This is a genomic window from Microtetraspora niveoalba, assembly GCF_001570405.1.
Lineage (GTDB): Bacteria > Actinomycetota > Actinomycetes > Streptosporangiales > Streptosporangiaceae > Microtetraspora > Microtetraspora niveoalba.
Genome location: NZ_BBYM01000023.1, coordinates 35,779 through 56,082 on the forward strand (window position 1 = coordinate 35,779; position 20,304 = coordinate 56,082).

A 20,304-nucleotide genomic window follows, 5' to 3' on the forward strand; every position below is an offset into this window, starting at 1 on the left:
CGACCGCCGGTCACTGCTCGCGGCGGTCCGTGCCCGCCTCCGCCCCGGTCCCGGCATCCGGCTCCGCCCCGTCCTCGGCGGGGGCGCGCAGGGTGCCCGCGTGGGCGCGGGCGGCGGGGTCGCGGCGCGACTTCAGCAGGCTGGCCACGGTGGTCGCGGCCAGCACGGCCATGATCACGCCCAGCGAGAGGGGGGTCGGGATCTGCGGCACCGCGTCGCTGAGCCCGTGCGCCCAGTGCAGCACCAGCTTCACGCCGATGAACGCGAGGATCAGCGCCAGCCCGGTGGACAGGTAGACCAGCCGGTCGAGCAGCCCCTTGACGAGGAAGAACAGCGCCCGCAACCCCAGCAGGGCGAACACGTTGGCCACCAGGACGATGTACGGCTCCTCGGTGACGCCGAACACCGCGGGGATCGAGTCGAGCGCGAAGAGCAGGTCCGTGCTGCCGATCGCGACCAGCACCACGAACAGCGGCGTGACCACCCGCCGCCCGCCGACCCGCGCGATCATCCTGCCGCCGACGTACTCGGAGGAGGTCGGCAACACCCGGCGGGTCAGCCGGACCAGCGCGTTGTCCTCGGCGCTCGGGTCCTCGTCGCGGTGCCGGTAGAGCTGCACCGCGGTCCAGATCAGCAGCAGCCCGAACACGAGGAACATGAACGAGAACAGCGACAGCAGGGCCGCGCCGAGCACGATGAAGATCACCCGCAGCACGAGGGCGATCATGATGCCGAAGGTCAGGGCCTTGCGCTGGTACTCGCCGGGCACCGCGAACGTGCTCATGATGATCACGAAGACGAAGAGGTTGTCGACCGAGAGGCTCTTCTCGACGACGTACCCGGCGAAGTACTCGGCGCCGTACTCCCAGCCCGCGTAGTACGCGAAGACGAGGCCGAAGGCCACCGCGACCGCGATGTAGAACACCGACCAGCCGACCGCCTCGCGGAAGCCGACCGTGTGCGGCCGGACCACCCCGAGGGTCAGATCGAGCGCGAACAGGGCGACGACCACTCCGATGGTCAGCGCCCAGCCGACCGCGGTTACCTCCAGCACCGGGATTTCCTCCACCACGTCCGCGACGGTCCACGCGGGTCGCCCGTCGCCGCTGCTCGGCATGCCACGGCGTCGGGCCGGGTGTACGGGGTTCTTCCGCGCTTGTTCGTCCGCCTAACGCGCGCGGCCCCGCCGGGGTTCCGGCGGGGCGCCGCGAACCCGCTCAGCGCGTACGGGACATCCCGGCGAGGATGCGCGACATCGCGCCCTCCAGGTGCCCGCGCAGCGCGGTCACCGCGCGCTCGGGCTCGTGCGCGACGCACGCGTCGAGGATGGCCTGGTGCTCCAGATGGCTGAGGCGCTGCCGCTCCGCGTCCTGGGTGGAGGCGAAGCGGTACCGCTCGCTGTTCTGCCACACCGGCTCGATCGCCCGCGGCAGCCAGCGGGAGCCGGACGCGTGGTAGATCGCGAAGTGGAACTCGGTGTGCGCCCGGCGGGCCCGGTCGACGTCGCCCCGGGCGAGCAGGGTCTCGTGCTCGGCGAGGGCCGTCTCCGCGCGGCGCACGTCGTCGGGGCCGATGGCCGCGGCGGCGCGGGCGACGGCCAGCGACTCCAGCTCGATGCGGATCTCGTAGGTGTCGCGCAGGTCGGCCTCGCTGAGCTCGCGGACCCTGGCGCCCTTGTGCGGCACGATCTCGACCAGACCGAGCGCCTCCAGCCGGCGCAGCGCCTCGCGCACCGGCATGGGGCTCATGTCGAGCTGGGCGGCCAGCTCGGTCAGCTTCAGCGGGGACCCGGCCGGCAGGGCGCCGGCCAGGATCATGCCGTGCAGCTCCGCGGCCGCCGTCTCGGCGAGCGTGCGGCGCGGGCCCGAGTTGTCCGGGGAGAGCTCGAAGAGCCCGCCCCGCCCGCCGCCGCTCATCGGTTCTCCTCCGCCCACGGGAGCAGCCGCCGCTCGAGGGCGGCCAGGCCGTAGAACAGGACGATGCTGATCAACCCGAGCAACGCCATCGCCGCGAAGGCCAGCGGTGTGTCGGCGCTGGCTCCCGACTGCACGATCACGAAGCCGAGCCCGGCGTCGGCACCGACGAACTCGGCGATGACCGCGCCGATGACCGCCAGAGAAATGGCCACCTTGAAACCCACCAAGACCTGCGGAAGCGCATAGGGGAAGCGCACCTTGAAGAATGCCTGCACCCGACTCGCGTCCAGCGAGCGGACGAGCTCGACCAGCTCGGCCGGTGTGGAACGCAGACCGGACGCGGTCGAGATCACAATTGGGAAGAAGCATAGCAGGAAGACCATGACGATCTTCGGGAGCTGCCCGAACCCCATCCACACGACGAGGATGGGCGCGATGGCGATCTTGGGCACCGCGTTGACCACGAGCAGCAGCGGGTAGATCATGCGCTCGATCAGCCGCGAGCTCGCGATCAGCACCGCGATCGGCACGCCGACCACGATGGAGAGCGCGAACCCCTCGACCGTCTCCAGCAGGGTCACCCAGGACTGCGCGAGCAGGAACCCGGCGTGCTCGGTGAACGCGTCGACGACGTCTTTGGGCGAGGGGACGAGGAACTTCTCGATCGAGAAGACGACCGTCGCCAGCCACCACAGCGCGATGACGACGACCATGCCGAGGACGGGGAAGCCCCAGTCGGCCAGCCGTTCGCGGATCCCGGTCCCGCCCGCGCCACGGGCCTCGGCCGGGGCGGCGGCCGCCGGTTCGGTGCGCGCCCGCGAAGCGTCCACGCCGTTCACTCCACCCACCCCGCTCATGCCGTCTCTCCCGTCCGCACGGGCATGAGCAGCTCGTGCAGCTCGGCGCTGACCTCGGTGACGCGGTCGGCGTGCGCGTTGTGCCCCAGCGTGCGCGGCCGGGGGATGTCGACCTCCACGATCCGGCGCAGCCGTCCGGGGCGGGCGCTGAGCACGACCACACGGTCGGCGAGCAGCACCGCCTCCTCGATCGAGTGGGTGACGAAGACGATCGTCGTCTCCTGCTCCATGCGGATCCGCTGGAGCTCGACCGAGAGCTCCTCCCGGGTGAGCGCGTCGAGCGCGGAGAAGGGCTCGTCCATCAGCAGGACGTTGGGGTTCTGGATCAGGGAGCGGCACAGCGAGACCCGCTGCTGCATCCCGCCGGAGAGCTCGTGCGGCAGCCGCTTCTCGAAGCCGGCCAGGCCGACGAGTTCGAGCAGCTCGTGCGCCCGCCGCCGGTGGGAGTCCCGGTCGAGGCCGAGGATCTCCACCGGCAGCAGCACGTTCTCCAGGACCGGACGCCAGGGGAGCAGCGCCGGTCGCTGGAACATGAAGCTGACGTCGCGGCGCGGCTTGGTCACCGGTTCGCCGGCGACGGTCACCGTCCCGGACGTGGGGGTGAGCAGGCCCGCGATCATCCGGAGCATCGTGGACTTGCCGCACCCGGAGCGGCCGACCAGCGTCACGAACTCGTTGCGGCGCACCTCCAGGTCGATGTCGTCGAGGGCGTGGACCTGGCCCTGGCGGCCCGCGAAGACCTGGGAGACGTGCGAGAGCTGGATCATCGCGCCTCCCTAGCCCCGCGGGGTGACGGCGAAGTCCACGACCTGGTCGGGCGTCACCCCGGCCGTGATCGCGCCCGCCTCGGTCAGGAGCCTGATGTTGGTCTCGACCCGCGCCCTGTCGACGACGCCGACCTTGCCGTCGGCGGACGGGACGTACGGCGCCATCGCCCGCACCTCGGCGGCGGCGACGGCCGGGTCCTGGGTGGGCTGGTTCTTCTTGAGGATCTCGCCGGTCTCCTCGGGGTGGGCGACCGAGTACTCCAGGCCCTTCATCAGGGCCGCGGTGAACTTCCCGACCAGTTCGGGCTTCTCCTTGGCCAGCTTCGCCGAGGTCAGCAGCGCGTTGCCGTACAGGTCGGGGAGCGCGTCGCCGTAGGGCAGCAGGACGGCGGTCCTGCCCTGGGCGGCCTTCTCGACGAGCGGCTTGCCGACGACGAACTGGCCGATCGCGTCGACTTTGCCGCCGGCCAGGAGCTGCGGCAGCGCGGGCGGGGCGGAGGGCACGAACTTCACCTTCGCCGCGTCGACCCCGGCGGCCTTGGCGTAGACCGGGAAGGTCACCTGGTTGGTCGAGCCCGGCTGGTCGGCGACCGTCCTGCCCTCGAGGTCCTTGGGCGCCTTGATGCCGCCGCCGTCGAGGGCCACGATCGCGGCGAGCGACTTCTGCTGCACCATGGCGACGGCGGTGACGGGCAGCTTCTCCCTGGCCGCGGTGATCAGGACGGTGGTGAAGTCGCCGGCGCCGAAGTCGGCCCGGCCGCTCGCCAGCAGCTTCATGACGTCGACCGTGCCGCTGCCCGGCTTGATCGAGACGTCGAGTCCCGCCTCCTTGAAGTAGCCCTTCTCCTGCGCCACGTACGCGTACGCGTCGCGGCCGAACGTGTTGAACGACGTCAGGTACTCGACCTTCTCGGCGGCCGGGGCGCCGGAGCCCCCGTCGCCGGAGCCGCCGCCCGAGCCGCAGGCGGCGGTCACGAGCACGACCGCGGTGGCGCCGGCCAGGCGGGCGAACCAGGTGACCTTCATTGACACTCCCTTCAATAAGCGCATATCGAATATCAAATATCTGATGACCGGAAGGCGTATCTCATATTCCGAGACGCCGGACGGGGTCACTCCCGCCCAGGAGGGCCCGCGCGTTCTCCACGCCGGCCCGCCGTACGAACTCGGGCCCGCGGTGGGCGACCAGCACGGCGGGGTCGTCGCTGCCCATCGGGAACGGCCAGTCGCTGCCGAGGACGATCCGGTCGGCCCCGAAGAGGTCCGCGGCCAGATCGACGACGGCCGGGTCGTGGGCGAGGCAGTCGGCGTAGAAGCCGCGGATCGCCTCCCGGAGCGGCGCCGAAAGCGCGGGCACGCCCGGCCGGGCGGTGTCGGCGCCGCGCTGCCAGCGCCCGAGCACCGCGGGTACACATCCCCCGCAGTGGACGAGGAGGAACCGCAGCCCGGGGTGGCGGGCCGTCACCTCGCCGAAGAGGAGCTGCGCCACCGCCACGGCCGTCTCGTACGGGTTGCCGAGCAGGTTGGCGAGATAGAACTCCTCCAGCCGCTCGTCGGGGCTCGCCCCCGGATGCAGCAGGAGCGGGCGGCCGTCCTCGGCCAGGCGGGACCAGAGCGGTTCGAGGGAGGCGTCGGCGAGGCTGACCGACCGGCCTCCGGCGGAGGCCGCGAACCCGGCCCAGCGCCCCTCGCCCGGCGGTGCCGCGTCGCGCAGCCGGTCGTACTCGGCCGCGGCGACCTCGGGGTGCTCCAGCGGCAGGTACGCCATCGGCAGCAACCGGGGGCGGTCCGCGACGGCGCGCAGGATCCCGTCGTTCAGGGCGCGGACCCAGGTCGCGGCCTCGTGGGCGGGCAGGTGCTGGCGGAAGAACGGCGGCGGCGGCGAGACCGCGGCCGCGTCGAGGCCGCGCTCGCCGAGCCACGCCTCCAGCGCCTCGGGGCGGTAGAGCGACGGCGGGCCGACGGGCGCGCCGTCGACGGACAGCCGCCCGTCGACGGCGGCCAGGCCCGGCAGCCCGGCCGGCTCGGCGGCGCCCAGGGAGGGCGCCAGATGGGTGTGCAGATCGATGCCGGCCATCGCGCCGGGCCTCCTCAGTCGCTGGTGAGCGGAACGTGGACCACGCGGTTGCGCAGCTCGCCCAGCCCCTCGACCCGGGTGACGAGCACGTCTCCCCCGGTGAGGAAGACCTGGGGGTCGCGCGCGTTGCCGATGCCGCTGGGTGTGCCGGTCAGGACCACGTCGCCGGCCCGAAGGGTCATCCCCCAGCTCAGCTCGGCGATGATCCGCGCGAACGAGAACGCGGTCTGCCGGGTGCTCGCGTCCTGGAGCCGCTCGCCGTTGAGCTCGCAGCTGATCGCCAGCGCGTGCGGGTCGGGCACCTCGTCGGCGGTGGTCAGCCAGGGGCCGAGGGGCATCGTGCGGTCCACGCTCTTGCCCTTGAGCCACTGGCCGCCGTGGGCCCGCTGCAGGTCGCGCTGCGACACGTCGTTGGCCACCAGGTAGCCCGCGACGTGGTCGAGCGCCCGCTCCTCGGGGATGGACCTGCCGTCCCGCCCGATCACCAGGGCGACCTCTGCCTCGTAGTCCCACTTGGCGGAGATCCGCGGGTCCCAGGCGATGTCGTCGTACGGGCCGATCACGGTGTCCGGGCCCTTGGTGAAGAAGGTGGGGTGCTCGGGCCGCTCCTTCGGGTCCTGGCCCTCCCGTCTGCCCTTGGACTCCTCGAAGTGGTCCCAGTAGTTCCACCCCGTGCAGAGGACGTCGCGGTTGAAGCGGCGCAGCGGCGCGGCCAGGTCCAGGCCGTCGAGGGGGCGCCGGGGCGCGGACGCGGCGGCGCGGCGCACGGCGTCGAGCGCCTCCGCCCCGCCGCGTACGACGTCGTCGACCGAGGGCGCGGCCGCCGGGAGCACCGCGGCCTCGCCGTCCGCGACCACGGCCGTGCGGACCTCGCCGCCGAGCCGGACGGCGGCCAGCCTCATCGGCCGTCCCCGTCGTCCACGACCGCGATCGCGTTGATCTCGATCAGGTAGTCCTTGTTGACGAACTTGGAGACCTCCACCAGCGTGGACGCGGGCGCGACGCCGGTGAAGTACTGCCGCCGCACCTCGTGGATGGCGGCGAAGTCCTCCATGTTCCGCACGTAGACGTCCACCTTGGCGATGTCGTCGAGCGTGCCCCCGGCGGCCTCCACCGCCGCCTTGAGGTTCTGGCACACCTGGTGGGTCTGCGCGCTGACGTCGCCGACTCCGGTGACGCCGCCGTCCTTGTTGCGGGCGGTCATCCCGGAGATGAAGACCAGCCGTCCCCGGGCCTCGGTCGTCGTGGCCTGGGCGAAGTGCCCGTTCGGCACGGCCAGCTCGGGACTGCGGATCTCTCGCTTGGGCATGGGTGCTCCTGCTTTCTGGGGGTTGGCTGTCGGGAAGCCGCGGGTCAGCGGGCGTCGTCGGGGTCGGAGTACCACTCCGGCTGGGTGGGATAGTGCGGCCCGTCGTACACCTCGAGGAGCACGGTGTCCTCCTCGGCGCGGGTGGGGCCGTGCAGGCTGCCCTTGGGGTTCCAGTAGAAGGAGCCCTCCGTCAGGGTCAGCCCGGTCGGCACGTACGTGTAGCGGCCACTCAGGCAGAACATGAACTGGTTCGAGGCGTGCGAGTGCCGCGACGGGATGCCCGATCCGCGGGCGAAGCGCACCAGCGCGATCGAGGCGCCGGTCGCGTCGTCACGCCACAACATCTTGTGCGACAACCCGGCGAGGGTCTTGTCGGCCCATTCCAGGTCGCCGGTGTGCAGGAGGATCTCCCGGAAGCGGGCCAGCGCCTCGCCGTCCGGGCCGGTCGCCTCCCGCTCGCGGGACCGGTCGGGCGCCTCCCCGGAGTACGCCGCGGGCTCGGAGAGGTTGTTGTCCCACTCCTCCTGCGAGATCCCCTCCGGGCGGGCGGGGCGGACGCGCTCAGCCACGGTTCTCCCCCAGGCACTTCAGCTCGACCAGGCGGCAGCGGTAGCGGGTGTCGCCGTGGTTGGTGAGCATGTGGATCTCGCCGGGCTCGCGGTAGACCACGCCGCCGACGGCCTCGTGGACCAGCCGCGGCTCGCCTCCCTTGATCGAGTCGATCCGGTTGTCCGCCGCCTCCAGGGCGATCACCAGGTACGGGTTGAGGTGGTGGTGCCAGGGCTGCGACTGGCCGGGGGTCAGCTCGATCTCCCAGACGCGCACCTGCTCGTTCTCGAAGACGATCTCCTGGCCGACGGGGCCGAGGGTGACGGGCGCGCCGTCGGGCCCGGTCAGGGGCTCGTTCGCGGGGTCGGGACCGGTCATGCTTCCTCCAGTGGTCGGGGTGGCTAGGGACTGGGACTCGTCGTTCACGGGGTCAGGGGCGGCCTGCGGCCGGTGATCCGCTCGTAGACCGCCCCGGCGGCGTCCTCGTCCGAGGCCGGGTCGTAGGGCAGGATCGCCGCGACGTGGGCGTCCGGGCGCAGCAGGACGAGCGTGTCGGGGCCGACGCCGAAGCGCCGCCGTACCCGCTCGGCCGGGTCGAACAGGGCGCGGTCGCGCAGGCCGGAGTCGTGCGGCGCGTCCCACCGGGACACCGCGTAGCGCCGCAGCGCCGGGCTGTCCTGGGCCGGGACGCGCGGGCGGCGCCGGGTGTCGGTGAAGTACAGCGCGACGAACGCGTCCGAGGTGAGGTCGTGCAGGTGGACCGGGCCGTCCGCGCCGAAGAGCGGCAGGTCGGGGGCGCGGTCCCCGGCGCGCACCGGGGCCGGCTCGTCGCCGGTCTTCACCATCGACCAGTCGCCGGTGCCGTCCACGTCGAGGCTGACGCCGAGCAGGCCGCGGGTGAACGCGTTGCCCCAGTTGCCCTCGGTCATCGCGTCGACCGCCTCGCCGCGGTGGCTCATGTACGCCCGCGCGGCCTCGGCCATCTCGCCGGACCCCTTGATCGCGACCGGCGCCTGCTCGACCTCGTAGCCGGCCAGCAGCGACTCGTCGGCCCAGCCGCGCAGCACCCAGGCGAGCCGCCACGGGAGGTTGGAGGCGTCGAGCACCCCGGTGTTCAGCCCGAGCGCCCACATCGGCGTGATCAGGTGGGCGGCGTCGCCCATGAGGAAGACCCGGCCGTCCCGCCACCGCCCCGCCACCCGGTGGTGGACGGTGTAGACGTTGGTGCCGAGCACCTCGATGTCGTCCACCTCGCCGATGAAGCGCAGCGCCTTGTCGCACAGCTCCCGGTGCGTCGGCTCGGCGGCGTCCCTGGCCAGCGGGTAGAGGAACCGCCAGCAGTGCGGCTGGCGGACCAGGATCATCCACTCCGACGGGTCGGAGAAGTACGCCAGGTAGGGGTAGTCGCGCGGGTTGCCGACGTCGAGGTCCACCTTGAGGTCGACCAGCATGTAGCGGTCTTCGAGCGTGTGCCCCTCGACCGTGATGCCGAGCCGTTCGCGGACCTGGGAGCGGCCGCCGTCGCAGGCGAGCAGGTAGCGCGCCCGCACGGTCGTCTCGCCGTCCGGTGTGTCCAGCGTCAGCTCGACGTGATCGTCGTGCTGGGTGAAACCGGTCAGCCGGTGCGCCATCCGCAGGGCGCCGGGGGCGCGCCGCTCGAAGGCGCCGCGCAACACCGGCTCCAGATGGTGCTGCGGGATGTTGATCACGAAGGGGAAGCGGGTGTCCTCGGTCAGCTCGCCGGTCCGCACGCTCAGGGTCGGCTCGTTGGTGACCCGGTCGATCTCGCCGATCTCGTCGATGCGCAGCGACGCCCGCAACACCTCCGGCAGCGCGCCGTACCGGTGCAGCACCTCGAGGGTGCGGGTGAGGACGGTGCCCGCCTTGGTGTCCAGCGACAGCCGGTCGTCCTCCTCGAACACGGCCACCGGCACGCCGTAGTGGGCCAGGCCGAGCGCGGTGATGAGGCCGACCGGGCCGGCGCCGACGACCGCGACGGGGAGGATCTCCCCGCCCGCTCCGGCCCGCGTTGTCGTTTCGGTCAACGTCGTCTCACTCCTTCGGGTAGGCGCGGTCGCGGCTCAGCAGCGAGCCCGTCATGGTCGCGGCGTCGGAGAGCAGGAAGAGCAGGGGGCCCACGACGTCCTCCGGCGTGCCGATGCCGGTAGTGCGCAGCCAGTGCTCCCGCTCGCCCCCGGTCGGGTTGGCCGCCTGGAACTGCGGGGTGTCGACGACCCCGGGGGCGATGACGTTGACCCGGATCCGGTGCTCGGCGACCTCGGCGGCCAGCGACTTGGCGAACGCGACCAGCGCGCCCTTGCTCGCGGCGTACGCGGACGCCTCCGCCCGGCCCATGTGGGCGAGGCCCGAGCTGAAGACCACGATCGAGCCGGAGCGGCGCTCGGTCATCGAGGGCAGGACGGCCTGGCAGGCCCAGACGACGCCGTCGAGGTTGACCCCGAGCACCCGCCGCCACTCGTCGGCCGGCATGTCCGCCACCTTGGTACGCGGCTGGATCGCGGCGCCGGCCACCAGGCCGTCGACGTGTCCGTGCCGGGCGAGCACCCCGGCCACGGCGGCGGTGACCGCGTCGCGATCGGACACGTCCACGGCGACCTGCTCCACGCCGGGCGCGCCGTCCAGGTCGGCCGTGTGGAGCACGTCGAGCACCACGGCCGTGCCGCCCGCCGCGCCGACCGCGCGGGCCAGGGCCGCGCCGATGCCGCTCGCCCCGCCGGTGACCACGACCACCTGGCCGGTCGCGTCGAAACTCATCCTCATGGTCGTCTCCTCCTGTCGCCCGGCCCGGCTCACGCGCCGGCGGGGTCGTCGGCACCGGGCATCGGGGGCAGCGCGGCCCCCACGTCGGCGGCGGTGCGGCGCAGCGCGTCGAGCACGCTCGCCCCGATCGGCACGCCGCCCGCCAGCGCGGCGGCGCGCCGCTCCGCCTCGATCTGGCCGGGCAGCAGCACCCGGTCGACGCCCGGGGCGGTGGGCGAACCGGTGACCTCGCCGGTGAGCCGGGCCAGCCGCCCGGCGAACTCGTCCGGGTCGCCGAAGGCGGCGACGTCCAGCGCGAGGAAGAAGTGGGCGCAGTCGTTGGGCACCGACGTGTCCGCGTAGAGTCCCCGGACACCCTGCCCGAAGGCGCCCCCGGAGAGCACGCCGGTCAGCACGTCGACGACCAGGGCGAGGCCGAAGCCCTTGTGCCCGGCGGCGGGCAGCAGCATCCCGGCGATGGCGGCCGCCGGGTCCGTGGTGGGACGGCCCTCGGCGTCGGTGGCCCAGGTCGGCGGGATCTCCCGGCCCTCCTGCCCGGCGAGCCTGATCTTCCCGAGGGCGGCCTCCGAGAGCGCCATGTCGAGCACCATCGGCGCGCCGTCCGCGACCGGCACGCCCACCGCGAGGGGGTTGTTCCCGACGACAGGGCGGGCACCGCCGATCGCGGGCATCAGCGGGCGGGTGTTCGCGGCGGCGATCCCGACGCAGCCCTCCCGCGCCGCCGCCTCGACGTAGCGGAACGCGCCGCCGAAGTGGAAGGCGCGGCGCACGGTGACCGCTCCGACGCCGAAGTCGCGCGCCTTGCGCACGGCCAGGGCCATGGCCTGGTCGCCGGTGAGCTGGCCGAGCGCGTGCCCGGCGTCGAGCACGGCGACCGCGCCCTTGTCCACGACGACGTCGGCCTGCTCGCGGCGGCTGACGGAGCCGGCCCGCACCCGGTCGACGTACATCGGCACGAGCATGGTGCCGTGCGAGGCGACGCCGCGCATGTCGGCCTCGACCAGCGCCTCGGCCACGTCCCGCGCGGCGCCCGCGCTGAACCCGGCCGCCGCGAAAACCGCGCCGACCGCGTCACGTAGCCAGTGCGCGGGCACGACTCCGTCGTGGCCCGTCGGAGCATTCACCCGAAACCTCCCAAAAGTCGCGCTCTTGGGAGAGGATCGTCAAGTATCTGATATCAAATGTCAAGTATCAGAATTCGGCTCCCGGATGGTGGGCGATGTCAGGACGGACGTGCCGGCCGCAACGGTGTCAGACGCGACCGTGCGGGCCGCGCCCCTTCCGGTCGTGGGCGCGGGTCCCGGCGGACTCACCGGACTCGGCGGAAGAAGGCGCGGACGTCCCCGACCAGCAGGTCCGGCGCCTGGAGCGCGGCGAAGTGGCCGCCGCGGTCGAATTCCGTCCAGTGCACGACGGCGTGCTCGCGTTCGGCGAAGGCCCGCACGGTGGAGTCTCCGGGGAAGACCGCCATGCCGGTCGGGACCGGGCAGTGCTCGGACCGCCGTCCCCAGGAGGCGGCGGCCTCCTTGTAGAGGCGCGCCGCCGAGCCGGCGGTGCGGGTCAGCCAGTACAGCGTGACGTTGGTGAGGATCGCGTCCCGGTCCACACCGCCGACGTCCTCCCCGTACCCGTCGAACCATTCGAGGTTCCAGGCGAGCTGCCCGACCGGCGAGTCGAGCAGGGCGTAGGCGAGGGTCTGCTGGCGGGTGCTCTGGATCGCGGCGTAGCCGGACCGCTCCCCCTGCCAGCGGGCGACCCCCGCAAGGCGGGCGCGTTCGGCGTCGGTCAACCCGTCCGTCTCGGCCGGGTCGCCCGACGGGAGCGCGAAGAACGCGTTCACGTGCAGGCCGGCGACGTGGTCGGGCGCGGTCCTGGCCAGCTCCGGGGAGATCCGCGCGCCCCAGTCGCCGCCCTGGGCGCCGTACCGCTGGTAGCCGAGGCGGCGCATCAGCTCCGCCCAGGCGCGGGCGACGCGGGGGACGTCCCACCCGGTCGCCGTGGTCGGCCCGGAGAACCCGTAGCCGGGGATCGACGGGACCACCACGTGGAACGCGTCGGCGGGGTCGCCGCCGTGCGCGCGGGGATCGGCCAGCGGCCCGATCACGTGCAGGAACTCGGCCACCGACCCGGGCCAGCCGTGGGTGAGGACCAGCGGCAGCGCGCCGGGCTCGGGCGAGCGCACGTGCAGGAAGTGCACGTTCTGGCCGTCGATGGTCGTGGTGAACTGCGGGAACGCGTTCAGCGCCGCCTCGTGGGCACGCCAGTCGTAGCCCGTGGTCCAGTAGCCGGCCAGCTCCCTCACCCGGGCGAGCGGCACGCCGTAGGACCATCCGGTGCCGGGGATCTCGTCCGGCCACCGGGCGGCGGCGACGCGGGCGCGCAGGTCGTCCAGGTCGGCCTGGGGGATGTCGATGCGGAACGGGCGGATCTCGGTCATGGCGTTCATGTCGTCCATGTCATCCATAGGTTGACCGTAGGAACGATCGCGGTCAGGTTCCGGCCGCGATCGGTGCGAGACTTGGCGGCGTGCTGGACACCTCGGCCCGCCTGCTCCGCCTGCTGTCGCTGCTCCAGACGCGCCGTGACTGGGGCGGCCCAGAGCTCGCGGAACGGCTCGGCGTGTCGGCGCGCACGCTCCGCCGGGACGTGGAACGGCTCCGCGACCTCGGCTATCCGGTCCACGCGACCCCCGGCGTCGCGGGCGGATACCGGCTCGGCGTGGGCGCCGCCCTGCCGCCGCTGCTGCTCGACGACGAGGAGGCGGTCGCGGTCGCGGTGACGCTCCGGTCGGGAGCCGCCGGAGGCGTCGCCGGGATCGAGGAGACCTCCGTGCGCGCCCTCGCCAAACTCGAACAGGTGCTGCCATCCCGGCTGCGGCGCCGCGTCAACGCGTTCCAGGCGTTCACCGTCGCGATGCCCGGCACGGGCCCGGCCGTCGACGTGGACGTGCTCACCGCGTTGACGGCCGCCTGCCGCGACCATGAGCGGCTGCGGTTCGACTACACCGGCCACGACGGTTCCGCGAGCGAGCGCTTCGTCGAGCCGCACCGCCTGGTGAGCCGGGACGGCCGCTGGTATCTGGTGGCGTGGGACCTCGGCCGCGGCGACTGGCGCGTCTTCCGGGCCGACCGGATCCGGCCCCGCACTCCTACCGGCCCCAGGTTCGCTCCTCGGGACTTCCCCGGCGGCGACGTCGTCGCCTTCGTCGCGCGGCGGATGGGCGCCGAGATGTGGCCGTGCCGGGCGCGGGTGCGGGTCCACGCGCCCGCCGAGGCCGTCGCCGGGAGGATCAGCGGGGTGGTGGAGCCGATCGACGACCGGAGCTGCGCGCTGACCGTCTCCGGCGACTCGCTCCGGACCATCGCGGTGATCCTGGGTTTTCTCGACGAGGACTTCGACGTCGTCGAGCCGCCCGGGCTCGACGAGCACCTCGCCGGTCTCGCCGCCCGCTATCAGCGCGCCGCGGGCCGCCGGGAGGAGGCATCGGGGACGAGGAGAGCGGGGAAGGGTGGCTGATGATCGTCCCACCGCGCGGTATGTGGGGCGGGCACGCCCGCCTGCGGGCCGCGCCGATCACTCCCGTAAACTGACGCCCCGCCAAGGGGATGCCCGTGATCGTTCGCGCCTCCCGCGACCACACTGAGGATTGTTCGAGGTGAACGTGATGCCGGCGGGAGCCGCGCCGCTCGACCTGACCGGGCTCGGCGAGGGATTCGCCGCCTTCTGGCGTGAGCGGCACCTGTGCACGCTGACCACCGTGCGTCCCGACGGGACACCCCATGTCGTGCCGGTCGGGGTGACGCTCGACCCCGGAGCGGCGGTCGCCCGCGTGATCACCTCGCGGGACTCGCACAAGGCCCGGCTGGTGGCCGCGGCCGGACCCGGCGGCGCGGCCGTGGCGGTGTGCCAGGTGGACGGGCGCCGCTGGTCCACGCTGGAGGGACGCGCCGTGATCCGGGACACCCCGGAGGAGGTCGCCGACGCCGAGCGCCGGTACGCGCTGCGGTACAAGGTCCCGAGGGAGAATCCGCGCCGCGTCGTGATCGAGATCCGGATCGCCCGGGTGCTCGGCAATGTCTGAGCCGCCCCACGGCCTCCCCCGCCTCCCCGGCGCTCCCGGCGACGGTCTTCCCACGGCACCTGAGGGGCAGGTGGATCCCGACGTCCGCGACGGCGGCGGACCTGCCGTCACCGTCGTCGGCGTCGGGACGGACGGGTGGAACGGCCTCGGCCCGGCGGCTCGCGCGGCCCTCCAGGACGCCGAGGTGCTCATGGGCAGCGCCCGGCAGCTCGGCCTGGTCCCGGAGACCGGCGCGCGGCGGGTGACCTGGCCGTCGCCGCTGCTTCCCGCGCTGCCCGGCCTGCTCGCCGCGCACCGGGGACGGACCGTGTGCGTCCTGGCCAGCGGCGACCCCCTGTTCTTCGGCATCGGCTCGACGCTGGTCCGCCTCCTCGGCGCCGGCCGCGTACGAGTGATCCCGCACCTGTCGTCGTTGTCGCTCGCCTGCGCGCGGATGGGCTGGGCGGTGCAGGAGACCGAGGTGGTGAGCCTGGTCGGCCGCCCGGACGAACTGCTGCACCCGGCGATCCTGCCCGGACGCAGGGTGCTGGTGCTCTGCTCGGCGAGGGACGCCCCGGCCCGGGTGGCCGCCCTCCTCGCCGCGCGCGGGTACGGCCGGAGCGAGATGACCGTGCTGTCCGACCTCGGCGGTCCCGGCGAGAGCCGGTCCTCCGGTACGGCGGAGCGGTGGGCGGCTTCCGCCGCCGCCCACACGGCGTCCGGCTCCCCCGACCGGCCCGGGCAGGCCGGCGTCCTCGCCGCCGCGGCCGGATCGCCCCGCCCGCGGGGACCGTCCCCGTTGCGGGTGATCGCGGTGGAGTGCCGGGCCGATCCGGGGGTGACTCCGCTACCGCGCGTGCCGGGGCTGCCGGACGACGCGTTCGAGCACGACGGGCAGCTCACCAAGCGGGAGGTGCGCGCGGTCACGCTGTCGCGGCTCGCGCCGGTGCCCGGGGAACTGCTGTGGGACGTGGGCGCGGGCGCGGGGAGCATCGCGATCGAGTGGATGCGCAGCCATCCGGCCTGCCGGGCGATCGCCGTGGAGAGCCGCCGTGAGCGGGCCGAACGCGCGGCGCGCAACGCGGCGGCGCTGGGCGTGCCCGGCCTGGAGGTCGTCGTCGGAGCCGCCCCCGCCGCGCTCGCCGGGCTCGCGGTCCCCGACGCCGTCTTCGTCGGCGGCGGCGCGACCGTCCCCGGCCTGCTCGACGCCTGCTGGGCCGCGCTGCGGCCCGGCGGGAGGCTGGTCGTCAACGCGGTCACCATGGAGTCGGAGGCCGTCGTGGCCGCCTGGTACGGCAGGCTCGGCGGAGACCTGGTGCGTCTGGCGGTCAACCGCGCGGCCCCGGTCGGCGGCTTCACCGGTTGGCGCGCCATGATGCCCGTGACCGTCTGGTCGGTGGTGAAGCCCGTGACGGACCCTGACATGGAGCCGGCGTCGGACGTGGAGCCGGAGCCGGACGTGGAGCCGGCGTCGGGTGGGGAGCTTTCGGCGCGGCCGTCGGGACAGGCGGACACCACGCCGGCGGGACGGTCGGGCGTGCCCCCTCAGCCGGGCGGGCGGAGGAAGTGAACGAGGAGGAACGATCGTGACGGACACGCGGACGGGCGTGGTGCGCTTCATCGGGGCGGGGCCGGGCGCGGCCGACCTCATCACCGTGCGCGGCCTGCGTGTGCTCGCCGCCTCCCCGGTGTGCCTGTACGCCGGGTCGCTGGTGCCCCGGGAGCTGCTGGAGGACTGCCCTCCGGGAGCTCGGCTGGTGGACACGTCCCGGCTCACGCTGGACGAGATCGTCGCCGAGATGGCGGCCGCGCACTCCGCCGGGCTGGACGTCGCCCGGCTGCACTCGGGCGACCCGTCGGTGTTCAGCGCGATGGCGGAGCAGATGCGGAGACTGGACGCGCTCGGCGTGCCGTACGAGGTGGTGCCCGGGGTCCCGGCCTTCGCGGCGGCCGCCGCCGCGCTCAAGCGGGAGCTCACGGTGCCCGGCGTGGGCCAGTCGATCGTCCTCACCCGTACGGCGGCGCGCGCGACGCCGATGCCGGAGGGTGAGGACCTGGCCACGCTGGGCGCGAGCCGGGCGACCATGGTGCTGCACCTGGCCGTACAGCGGATCGAGGCGGTGGTCGAGGAGCTGCTCCCCGCCTACGGCGCGGGCTGCCCGGTCGCGGTGGTGGCCCGGGCGAGCAGGGACGACGAGATGATCCTGCGCGGCACGCTGGCCGACATCGCGGAGCGGGTCCGCGAGGCCGGGGTGGTGCGCACCGCCGTGATCGTGGTGGGGCGGGTGCTGACCGCGTCGGCGTTCCCCGACAGCCACCTCTACTCGGCGGACCGATGCCGCGAGTGACCGGCGCCGCCCTCGTCGCCGGCCCGGCTCGCCCGCTCTCCGGCGATGCGTACGCCCGGGCCGCCCTCGGGGCCGGCGCGGCCGACGATCACGCCGGATCTGTCGATGACCACGACGTCCACCTCGACCGGCGCGCCGCGCAGCACGCCGAGCGCGGTGCGCAGCGCCCGCTCCGCGACCAGGTCGCCGAGCGGGAGGCCGGCCTCCTGGCACAGCCGCAACGCGTGCAGCGCCGTGTTCGCCGCGCGTACCCGCTCGGCGAGGGCCTGGTCGCCGCCCGCGCCGAGCACGAGCCCGGCGAGCAGGTCGGGGTTGACCTGGGAGCGGCCGGAGTGCAGGTCGAGGTGCCCGTCGGCGAGCTTGGACAGTTTCCCGATGCCGCCGGCCACGGTGAGCCGCGGCACCGGATGGCGGCGCAGGTATTTCAGGACGGCTCCGGCGAAGTCGCCCATGTCGAGCAGCGCGTCCTCGGGCAGGCCGTGCAGCTCGGCGGCCACCCGCTCGGAGGTGCTCCCGGTGCAGCCCGCCACGTGTGTGCGGCCGGCCGCGCGGGCGACGTCCACGCCGCGCCGGATGCTGTCGATCCAGGCCGAACACGAGTAGGGGACGACGACGCCGGTCGTGCCCAGGATGGACAGGCCGCCCAGGATGCCGAGCCGGGGGTTCCAGGTGCGGCGGGCGAGCTCCTCGCCTCCTTCGACGGAGATCTCCACGAGCACGTCGCCGGTCCCGCCGAAGCGCGCGGCCACCTCGGCGACGTGCTCGCGCATCATCCGCCGGGGCACCGGGTTGATGGCGGGCTCGCCGACGTCGAGCGGCAGCCCCGGCTTGGTCACGGTGCCGACGCCGGGCCCGGCGCGGAAGGTCACGCCGCTGCCGGGGGCGCCGTGCCGTACGGTCGCGGAGATGAGCGCCCCGTGGGTGACGTCGGGGTCGTCGCCCGCGTCCTTGACCACCGCGGCGGTCGCCTCGGCGTCGCCGAGCCGTTCGCGGGCCAGGGCGAACGCGGGGCGCCGCCCCTTCGGCAGGACGATCTCCACCGGGTCGGGGAAGGCGCCGGTGAGCAGCGCGGTGTAGGCGGCGGTCGTCGCGGCCGTGGCGCAGGCGCCGGTGGTCCATCCGTGGCGCAGTGGCGTGCTCATGGCATCGGCCTCGGTGAGGTGAAGGGGACGTCGGAGGCGGGGCGGACGACCGCGGCCGGCGGGCCGGCGCCCCCGAAAGGGGTCATCGTCCCGGAGCGAACCGTCGCCCCGGGGAGCATCGCCGATCGGGAAGGGATGACGGAGGTGGAGGCATGACGAGGCGGCTCCTGATCCTGGGCGGCACCGCGGAGGCCAGGGGGCTCGCCGAGCGGCTGGCCGGGCGTCCGGGACTGCATGTGGTGTCGTCGCTGGCGGGCAGGGTGGCCGACCCCCGGCTCCCGGTCGGCGAGGTGCGCGAGGGCGGTTTCGGCGGGCCGGAGGGCCTGGCCGCCTGGTTGCGGGAGCACCGCGTCGACGCCGTCGTGGACGCCACGCACCCCTTCGCCCGGCGGATGACCGCCTCCGCCGTCACGGCGTCGGCCGAGACGGGGGTGCCGCTGCTGGTGCTGCGACGTCCCGGTTGGCGGCAGCGGCCGGACGACGACTGGCGCTGGGCGGCCGGGCTGGAGGAGGCCGCCGCGCTGCTGCCCGGCCTGGCGGGCGAGGGCGGTCGGGTGTTCCTCACCACCGGCCGCCGCAGCCTGGCCGTCTTCGCCGGGCTGGACGGCCTGTGGTTCCTGGCCAGGTCGGTGGACCCGCCCGAGCCGCCGATGCCCCGGCGCACGCACGTGGTGTTGTCGCGCGGGCCGTACACGGTGCCGGGCGAGCTGGCGCTGATGCGCGAGCACCGGATCGACGTGCTGGTCACCAAGGACAGCGGCGGCGAGATGACCACGGCCAAGCTGGCCGCCGCCCGCGAGCTGGGGCTTCCCGTGGTCGTCGTACGGCGGCCGCCACCGCCCGGCGGCGTCCCGCTCGTGGACACCGTCGAGGCGGCCGTGGCCTGGGTGGGAGCTCACGCCGGATAGCGGCGCGGCGTGTAGACGACGGGCCGCCCGTCCCGCTCGGCGACCCTCGTCGTGGACGAGCCCACGATCAGCAGGCAACGCATGTCGATCTCCGCCGGGTCGAGGGCGCCCAGCTCGACGACGCGGACGCTCTCGCGCGGGCCGCCGACGTCCCGGCCGATGACGACCGGGGTGTCGGGGGCGCGGTGTTCGAGCAGCAGGTCGCGCGCGGCGGCCACCTGCCACGTCCGGCTGCGCGACGCCGGGTTGTAGATGGCGAGCACGAGGTCGGCCCTGGCCACGGCGGTGATCCGTCCGGCGACGACCTCCCACGGTTTGAGCAGGTCCGACAGCGACAACACGCAGTAGTCGTGGCCGAGCGGCGCGCCGGCCCGGCTCGCCACCGCCTGGGCGGCGGTGAGTCCGGGCAGCACGCGTACGGCGACGCCGGCGAACCTGGGCTCGGCCGCCGCCTCCAGCACCGCGCTCGCCATGGCGAACACGCCGGGGTCGCCCGAGGAGACCACGGCCACCCGCGATCCGGCGGCGGCCAGCTCCAGCGCGTGCGCGGCGCGCTCGGCCTCGACCCGGTTGTCGGTGGGGTGGCGGCGCTGGCGCGGGTTGGACGGCACCCGGTCCAGGTAGGGGCCGTAGCCGACCAGCTCGTCGGCGGCGGCGAGGGCCTCCTGCGCCTCGGGGGTCAGCCACGGCCGCCCCGCCGGGCCGAGCCCGACCACCACCACCTCGCCGACGCCCGCGTGGTCGGTGCCGGGGTGGGCGGCCGCGACCGGTTCCACGCCGGGGCCGGTTCCTCCGGCGCTCGCCGCCGCGTCGCGTTCGCCCGATCCCCGCGCCGGCCCGCCGGTCCGCGTCACCGGAGCGCCGAGCGGGCTCGGCAGCAGCGCGAGCGAGAAGTACGGGACGGTGGCCGGGTCCACGTCGGCCAGCGGCTCGACGCGCTGCTTCTCGGTGGTGGCCCGTTCGACGTACCAGGCGTCGTCGAGCCGCCCCGCCTCGGCGAGAGCCGTACGGACCTTCTCGAAGGTGCGGCCGAGCTTCAGCACGGCGGCGGAGTCGGCGGCGGCGAGCCGTTCGGCCAGGACGCCGGCCGGGAGGGTGCCCGGCAGCACCGTCAGCGTCTCGTCCCGTTCGACCAGCGGGCGGCCCAGCACGGCCGCCGCCCCGCTGACGGAGGTCACCCCCGGCACCACCTCGGTCGCGTAGCGATGGGCGAGCCGCTTGTGCATGTGCATGTAGGAGCCGTAGAAGAGCGGGTCGCCCTCGCACAGCACGACCACGTCCCGGCCCGCGTCCAGGTGCGCGGCCAGGCGGGCGGCGCATTCGACGTAGAAGTCGTCCAGCGCGCCCTGGTAGCCCCCGGGGTGGTCGGTGGTCTCGGTCGTGACCGGATAGATCAGCGCTTCCTCGATCTGGTCGCCCCGCAGGTACGGCAGGGCCACCGACCTGGCGATGCTGCGCCCGTGCCTGGCGCTGTGGTAGGCGATCACGTCGGCGGCGCCGAGAAGCCGCGCCGCCTTCACCGTCACGAGTTCCGGGTCTCCGGGGCCGAGGCCCACCCCGTACAGGCGACCGGGCTGTCCGCTCATGCCG

General features: G+C 74.2%; 21 protein-coding genes. 5 read left to right on the plus strand and 16 right to left on the minus strand.

The window, feature by feature from the left end:
• Positions 1–10 precede the first annotated feature (10 nt).
• From AWQ70_RS23010 to AWQ70_RS23075, 14 genes are all read right to left on the minus strand, one after another.
• On the minus strand, positions 11–1,072 hold the full coding sequence (locus AWQ70_RS23010) for a TerC family protein (protein WP_245647110.1): 1,062 nt from the start codon (positions 1,070–1,072) through the stop codon (positions 11–13).
• A gap of 145 nt (positions 1,073–1,217) precedes the next feature.
• Positions 1,218–1,916: a GntR family transcriptional regulator gene (locus tag AWQ70_RS23015; protein ID WP_067179467.1), complete on the minus strand. Its 699-nt coding sequence runs from the start codon at positions 1,914–1,916 to the stop codon at positions 1,218–1,220.
• Complete coding sequence (locus tag AWQ70_RS23020; protein WP_084517670.1) at positions 1,913–2,773, minus strand: ABC transporter permease; 861 nt, start codon at positions 2,771–2,773, stop codon at positions 1,913–1,915. The genes AWQ70_RS23015 and AWQ70_RS23020 overlap by 4 nt, the downstream gene beginning before the upstream one ends.
• Entirely contained in the window at positions 2,770–3,540 is a 771-nt protein-coding gene (locus AWQ70_RS23025) for an ABC transporter ATP-binding protein (RefSeq protein WP_067179469.1), read from the minus strand. Before AWQ70_RS23025 ends, AWQ70_RS23020 begins: the two co-directional genes overlap by 4 nt.
• Positions 3,541–3,549: 9 nt before the next feature.
• Complete coding sequence (locus AWQ70_RS23030; protein ID WP_067179470.1) at positions 3,550–4,566, minus strand: ABC transporter substrate-binding protein; 1,017 nt, start codon at positions 4,564–4,566, stop codon at positions 3,550–3,552.
• A gap of 61 nt (positions 4,567–4,627) precedes the next feature.
• Positions 4,628–5,617 carry an amidohydrolase family protein gene (locus AWQ70_RS23035; RefSeq protein WP_067179472.1) on the minus strand — a complete coding sequence of 330 codons (990 nt, stop codon included), beginning with the start codon at positions 5,615–5,617 and terminating at the stop codon, positions 4,628–4,630.
• Positions 5,618–5,631: 14 nt separating this feature from the next.
• Complete coding sequence (locus AWQ70_RS23040; protein ID WP_067179474.1) at positions 5,632–6,519, minus strand: fumarylacetoacetate hydrolase family protein; 888 nt, start codon at positions 6,517–6,519, stop codon at positions 5,632–5,634.
• Entirely contained in the window at positions 6,516–6,926 is a 411-nt protein-coding gene (locus AWQ70_RS23045) for a RidA family protein (RefSeq protein ID WP_067179477.1), read from the minus strand. The genes AWQ70_RS23040 and AWQ70_RS23045 overlap by 4 nt, the downstream gene beginning before the upstream one ends.
• 44 nt (positions 6,927–6,970) lie before the next feature.
• Positions 6,971–7,495: a cupin domain-containing protein gene (locus AWQ70_RS23050; protein ID WP_218004620.1), complete on the minus strand. Its 525-nt coding sequence runs from the start codon at positions 7,493–7,495 to the stop codon at positions 6,971–6,973.
• Positions 7,488–7,853, minus strand: coding sequence for a cupin domain-containing protein (locus tag AWQ70_RS23055; protein ID WP_067179479.1), 366 nt, complete (start codon positions 7,851–7,853; stop codon positions 7,488–7,490). Before AWQ70_RS23055 ends, AWQ70_RS23050 begins: the two co-directional genes overlap by 8 nt.
• Before the next feature lie 44 nt (positions 7,854–7,897).
• Positions 7,898–9,520 (minus strand): FAD-dependent monooxygenase, encoded by a 1,623-nt coding sequence (locus AWQ70_RS23060; protein WP_067179482.1) that lies wholly within the window; start codon positions 9,518–9,520, stop codon positions 7,898–7,900.
• Between the two features lie 7 nt (positions 9,521–9,527).
• Positions 9,528–10,256, minus strand: a complete 729-nt coding sequence (locus tag AWQ70_RS23065; protein WP_067179484.1) for an SDR family NAD(P)-dependent oxidoreductase — start codon at positions 10,254–10,256, stop codon at positions 9,528–9,530.
• Positions 10,257–10,285: 29 nt separating this feature from the next.
• Positions 10,286–11,380: an Ldh family oxidoreductase gene (locus AWQ70_RS23070; RefSeq protein ID WP_218004621.1), complete on the minus strand. Its 1,095-nt coding sequence runs from the start codon at positions 11,378–11,380 to the stop codon at positions 10,286–10,288.
• Positions 11,381–11,565: 185 nt separating this feature from the next.
• Positions 11,566–12,711, minus strand: coding sequence for an epoxide hydrolase family protein (locus tag AWQ70_RS23075; protein WP_373282363.1), 1,146 nt, complete (start codon positions 12,709–12,711; stop codon positions 11,566–11,568).
• Between the two features lie 71 nt (positions 12,712–12,782).
• Here AWQ70_RS23075 and AWQ70_RS23080 point away from each other — a divergent pair, with 71 nt between their 5' ends.
• The 4 genes from AWQ70_RS23080 to cobM all read left to right on the plus strand — a co-directional run bounded on the left by AWQ70_RS23080 (position 12,783) and on the right by cobM (position 16,664).
• Complete coding sequence (locus tag AWQ70_RS23080) at positions 12,783–13,772, plus strand: helix-turn-helix transcriptional regulator (RefSeq protein WP_067179487.1); 990 nt, start codon at positions 12,783–12,785, stop codon at positions 13,770–13,772.
• A gap of 148 nt (positions 13,773–13,920) precedes the next feature.
• Positions 13,921–14,337: a TIGR03618 family F420-dependent PPOX class oxidoreductase gene (locus AWQ70_RS23085; RefSeq protein WP_067179621.1), complete on the plus strand. Its 417-nt coding sequence runs from the start codon at positions 13,921–13,923 to the stop codon at positions 14,335–14,337.
• Positions 14,330–15,886 (plus strand): precorrin-6y C5,15-methyltransferase (decarboxylating) subunit CbiE, encoded by a 1,557-nt coding sequence (cbiE, locus tag AWQ70_RS23090; protein WP_176580231.1) that lies wholly within the window; start codon positions 14,330–14,332, stop codon positions 15,884–15,886. Before AWQ70_RS23085 ends, cbiE begins: the two co-directional genes overlap by 8 nt.
• Before the next feature lie 16 nt (positions 15,887–15,902).
• Positions 15,903–16,664, plus strand: a complete 762-nt coding sequence (gene cobM, locus AWQ70_RS23095) for a precorrin-4 C(11)-methyltransferase (protein ID WP_174552410.1) — start codon at positions 15,903–15,905, stop codon at positions 16,662–16,664.
• Here the strand turns inward: cobM and AWQ70_RS23100 are convergent.
• Positions 16,637–17,806: a cobalt-precorrin-5B (C(1))-methyltransferase gene (locus tag AWQ70_RS23100; protein ID WP_084517672.1), complete on the minus strand. Its 1,170-nt coding sequence runs from the start codon at positions 17,804–17,806 to the stop codon at positions 16,637–16,639. The genes cobM and AWQ70_RS23100 overlap by 28 nt on opposite strands.
• Before the next feature lie 152 nt (positions 17,807–17,958).
• Between AWQ70_RS23100 and AWQ70_RS23105 the strand changes: the two genes are divergently transcribed.
• Positions 17,959–18,714, plus strand: coding sequence for a cobalt-precorrin-6A reductase (locus AWQ70_RS23105; protein WP_067179491.1), 756 nt, complete (start codon positions 17,959–17,961; stop codon positions 18,712–18,714).
• Here the strand turns inward: AWQ70_RS23105 and AWQ70_RS23110 are convergent.
• Positions 18,702–20,300 (minus strand): precorrin-2 C(20)-methyltransferase, encoded by a 1,599-nt coding sequence (locus AWQ70_RS23110; protein ID WP_067179630.1) that lies wholly within the window; start codon positions 20,298–20,300, stop codon positions 18,702–18,704. The two genes, AWQ70_RS23105 and AWQ70_RS23110, sit on opposite strands and share 13 nt — an antisense overlap.
• Positions 20,301–20,304: the final 4 nt, after the last annotated feature.

What these genes read in the sequence shown, in the direction of transcription:
- AWQ70_RS23035 (WP_067179472.1), bottom strand. Translation starts at nt 5,617, where the DNA reads ATGGCCGGCATCGATCTGCACACCCATCTGGCGCCCTCCCTGGGCGCC.
- cbiE (WP_176580231.1), top strand. Translation starts at nt 14,330, where the DNA reads ATGTCTGAGCCGCCCCACGGCCTCCCCCGCCTCCCCGGCGCTCCCGGC.
- AWQ70_RS23030 (WP_067179470.1), bottom strand. Translation starts at nt 4,566, where the DNA reads ATGAAGGTCACCTGGTTCGCCCGCCTGGCCGGCGCCACCGCGGTCGTG.
- AWQ70_RS23045 (WP_067179477.1), bottom strand. Translation starts at nt 6,926, where the DNA reads ATGCCCAAGCGAGAGATCCGCAGTCCCGAGCTGGCCGTGCCGAACGGG.
- AWQ70_RS23025 (WP_067179469.1), bottom strand. Translation starts at nt 3,540, where the DNA reads ATGATCCAGCTCTCGCACGTCTCCCAGGTCTTCGCGGGCCGCCAGGGC.
- AWQ70_RS23055 (WP_067179479.1), bottom strand. Translation starts at nt 7,853, where the DNA reads ATGACCGGTCCCGACCCCGCGAACGAGCCCCTGACCGGGCCCGACGGC.
- AWQ70_RS23100 (WP_084517672.1), bottom strand. Translation starts at nt 17,806, where the DNA reads ATGAGCACGCCACTGCGCCACGGATGGACCACCGGCGCCTGCGCCACG.
- AWQ70_RS23040 (WP_067179474.1), bottom strand. Translation starts at nt 6,519, where the DNA reads ATGAGGCTGGCCGCCGTCCGGCTCGGCGGCGAGGTCCGCACGGCCGTG.
- AWQ70_RS23085 (WP_067179621.1), top strand. Translation starts at nt 13,921, where the DNA reads ATGCCGGCGGGAGCCGCGCCGCTCGACCTGACCGGGCTCGGCGAGGGA.
- AWQ70_RS23065 (WP_067179484.1), bottom strand. Translation starts at nt 10,256, where the DNA reads ATGAGGATGAGTTTCGACGCGACCGGCCAGGTGGTCGTGGTCACCGGC.
- AWQ70_RS23075 (WP_373282363.1), bottom strand. Translation starts at nt 12,711, where the DNA reads ATGGACGACATGAACGCCATGACCGAGATCCGCCCGTTCCGCATCGAC.
- AWQ70_RS23020 (WP_084517670.1), bottom strand. Translation starts at nt 2,773, where the DNA reads ATGAGCGGGGTGGGTGGAGTGAACGGCGTGGACGCTTCGCGGGCGCGC.
- AWQ70_RS23110 (WP_067179630.1), bottom strand. Translation starts at nt 20,300, where the DNA reads ATGAGCGGACAGCCCGGTCGCCTGTACGGGGTGGGCCTCGGCCCCGGA.
- AWQ70_RS23105 (WP_067179491.1), top strand. Translation starts at nt 17,959, where the DNA reads ATGACGAGGCGGCTCCTGATCCTGGGCGGCACCGCGGAGGCCAGGGGG.
- AWQ70_RS23015 (WP_067179467.1), bottom strand. Translation starts at nt 1,916, where the DNA reads ATGAGCGGCGGCGGGCGGGGCGGGCTCTTCGAGCTCTCCCCGGACAAC.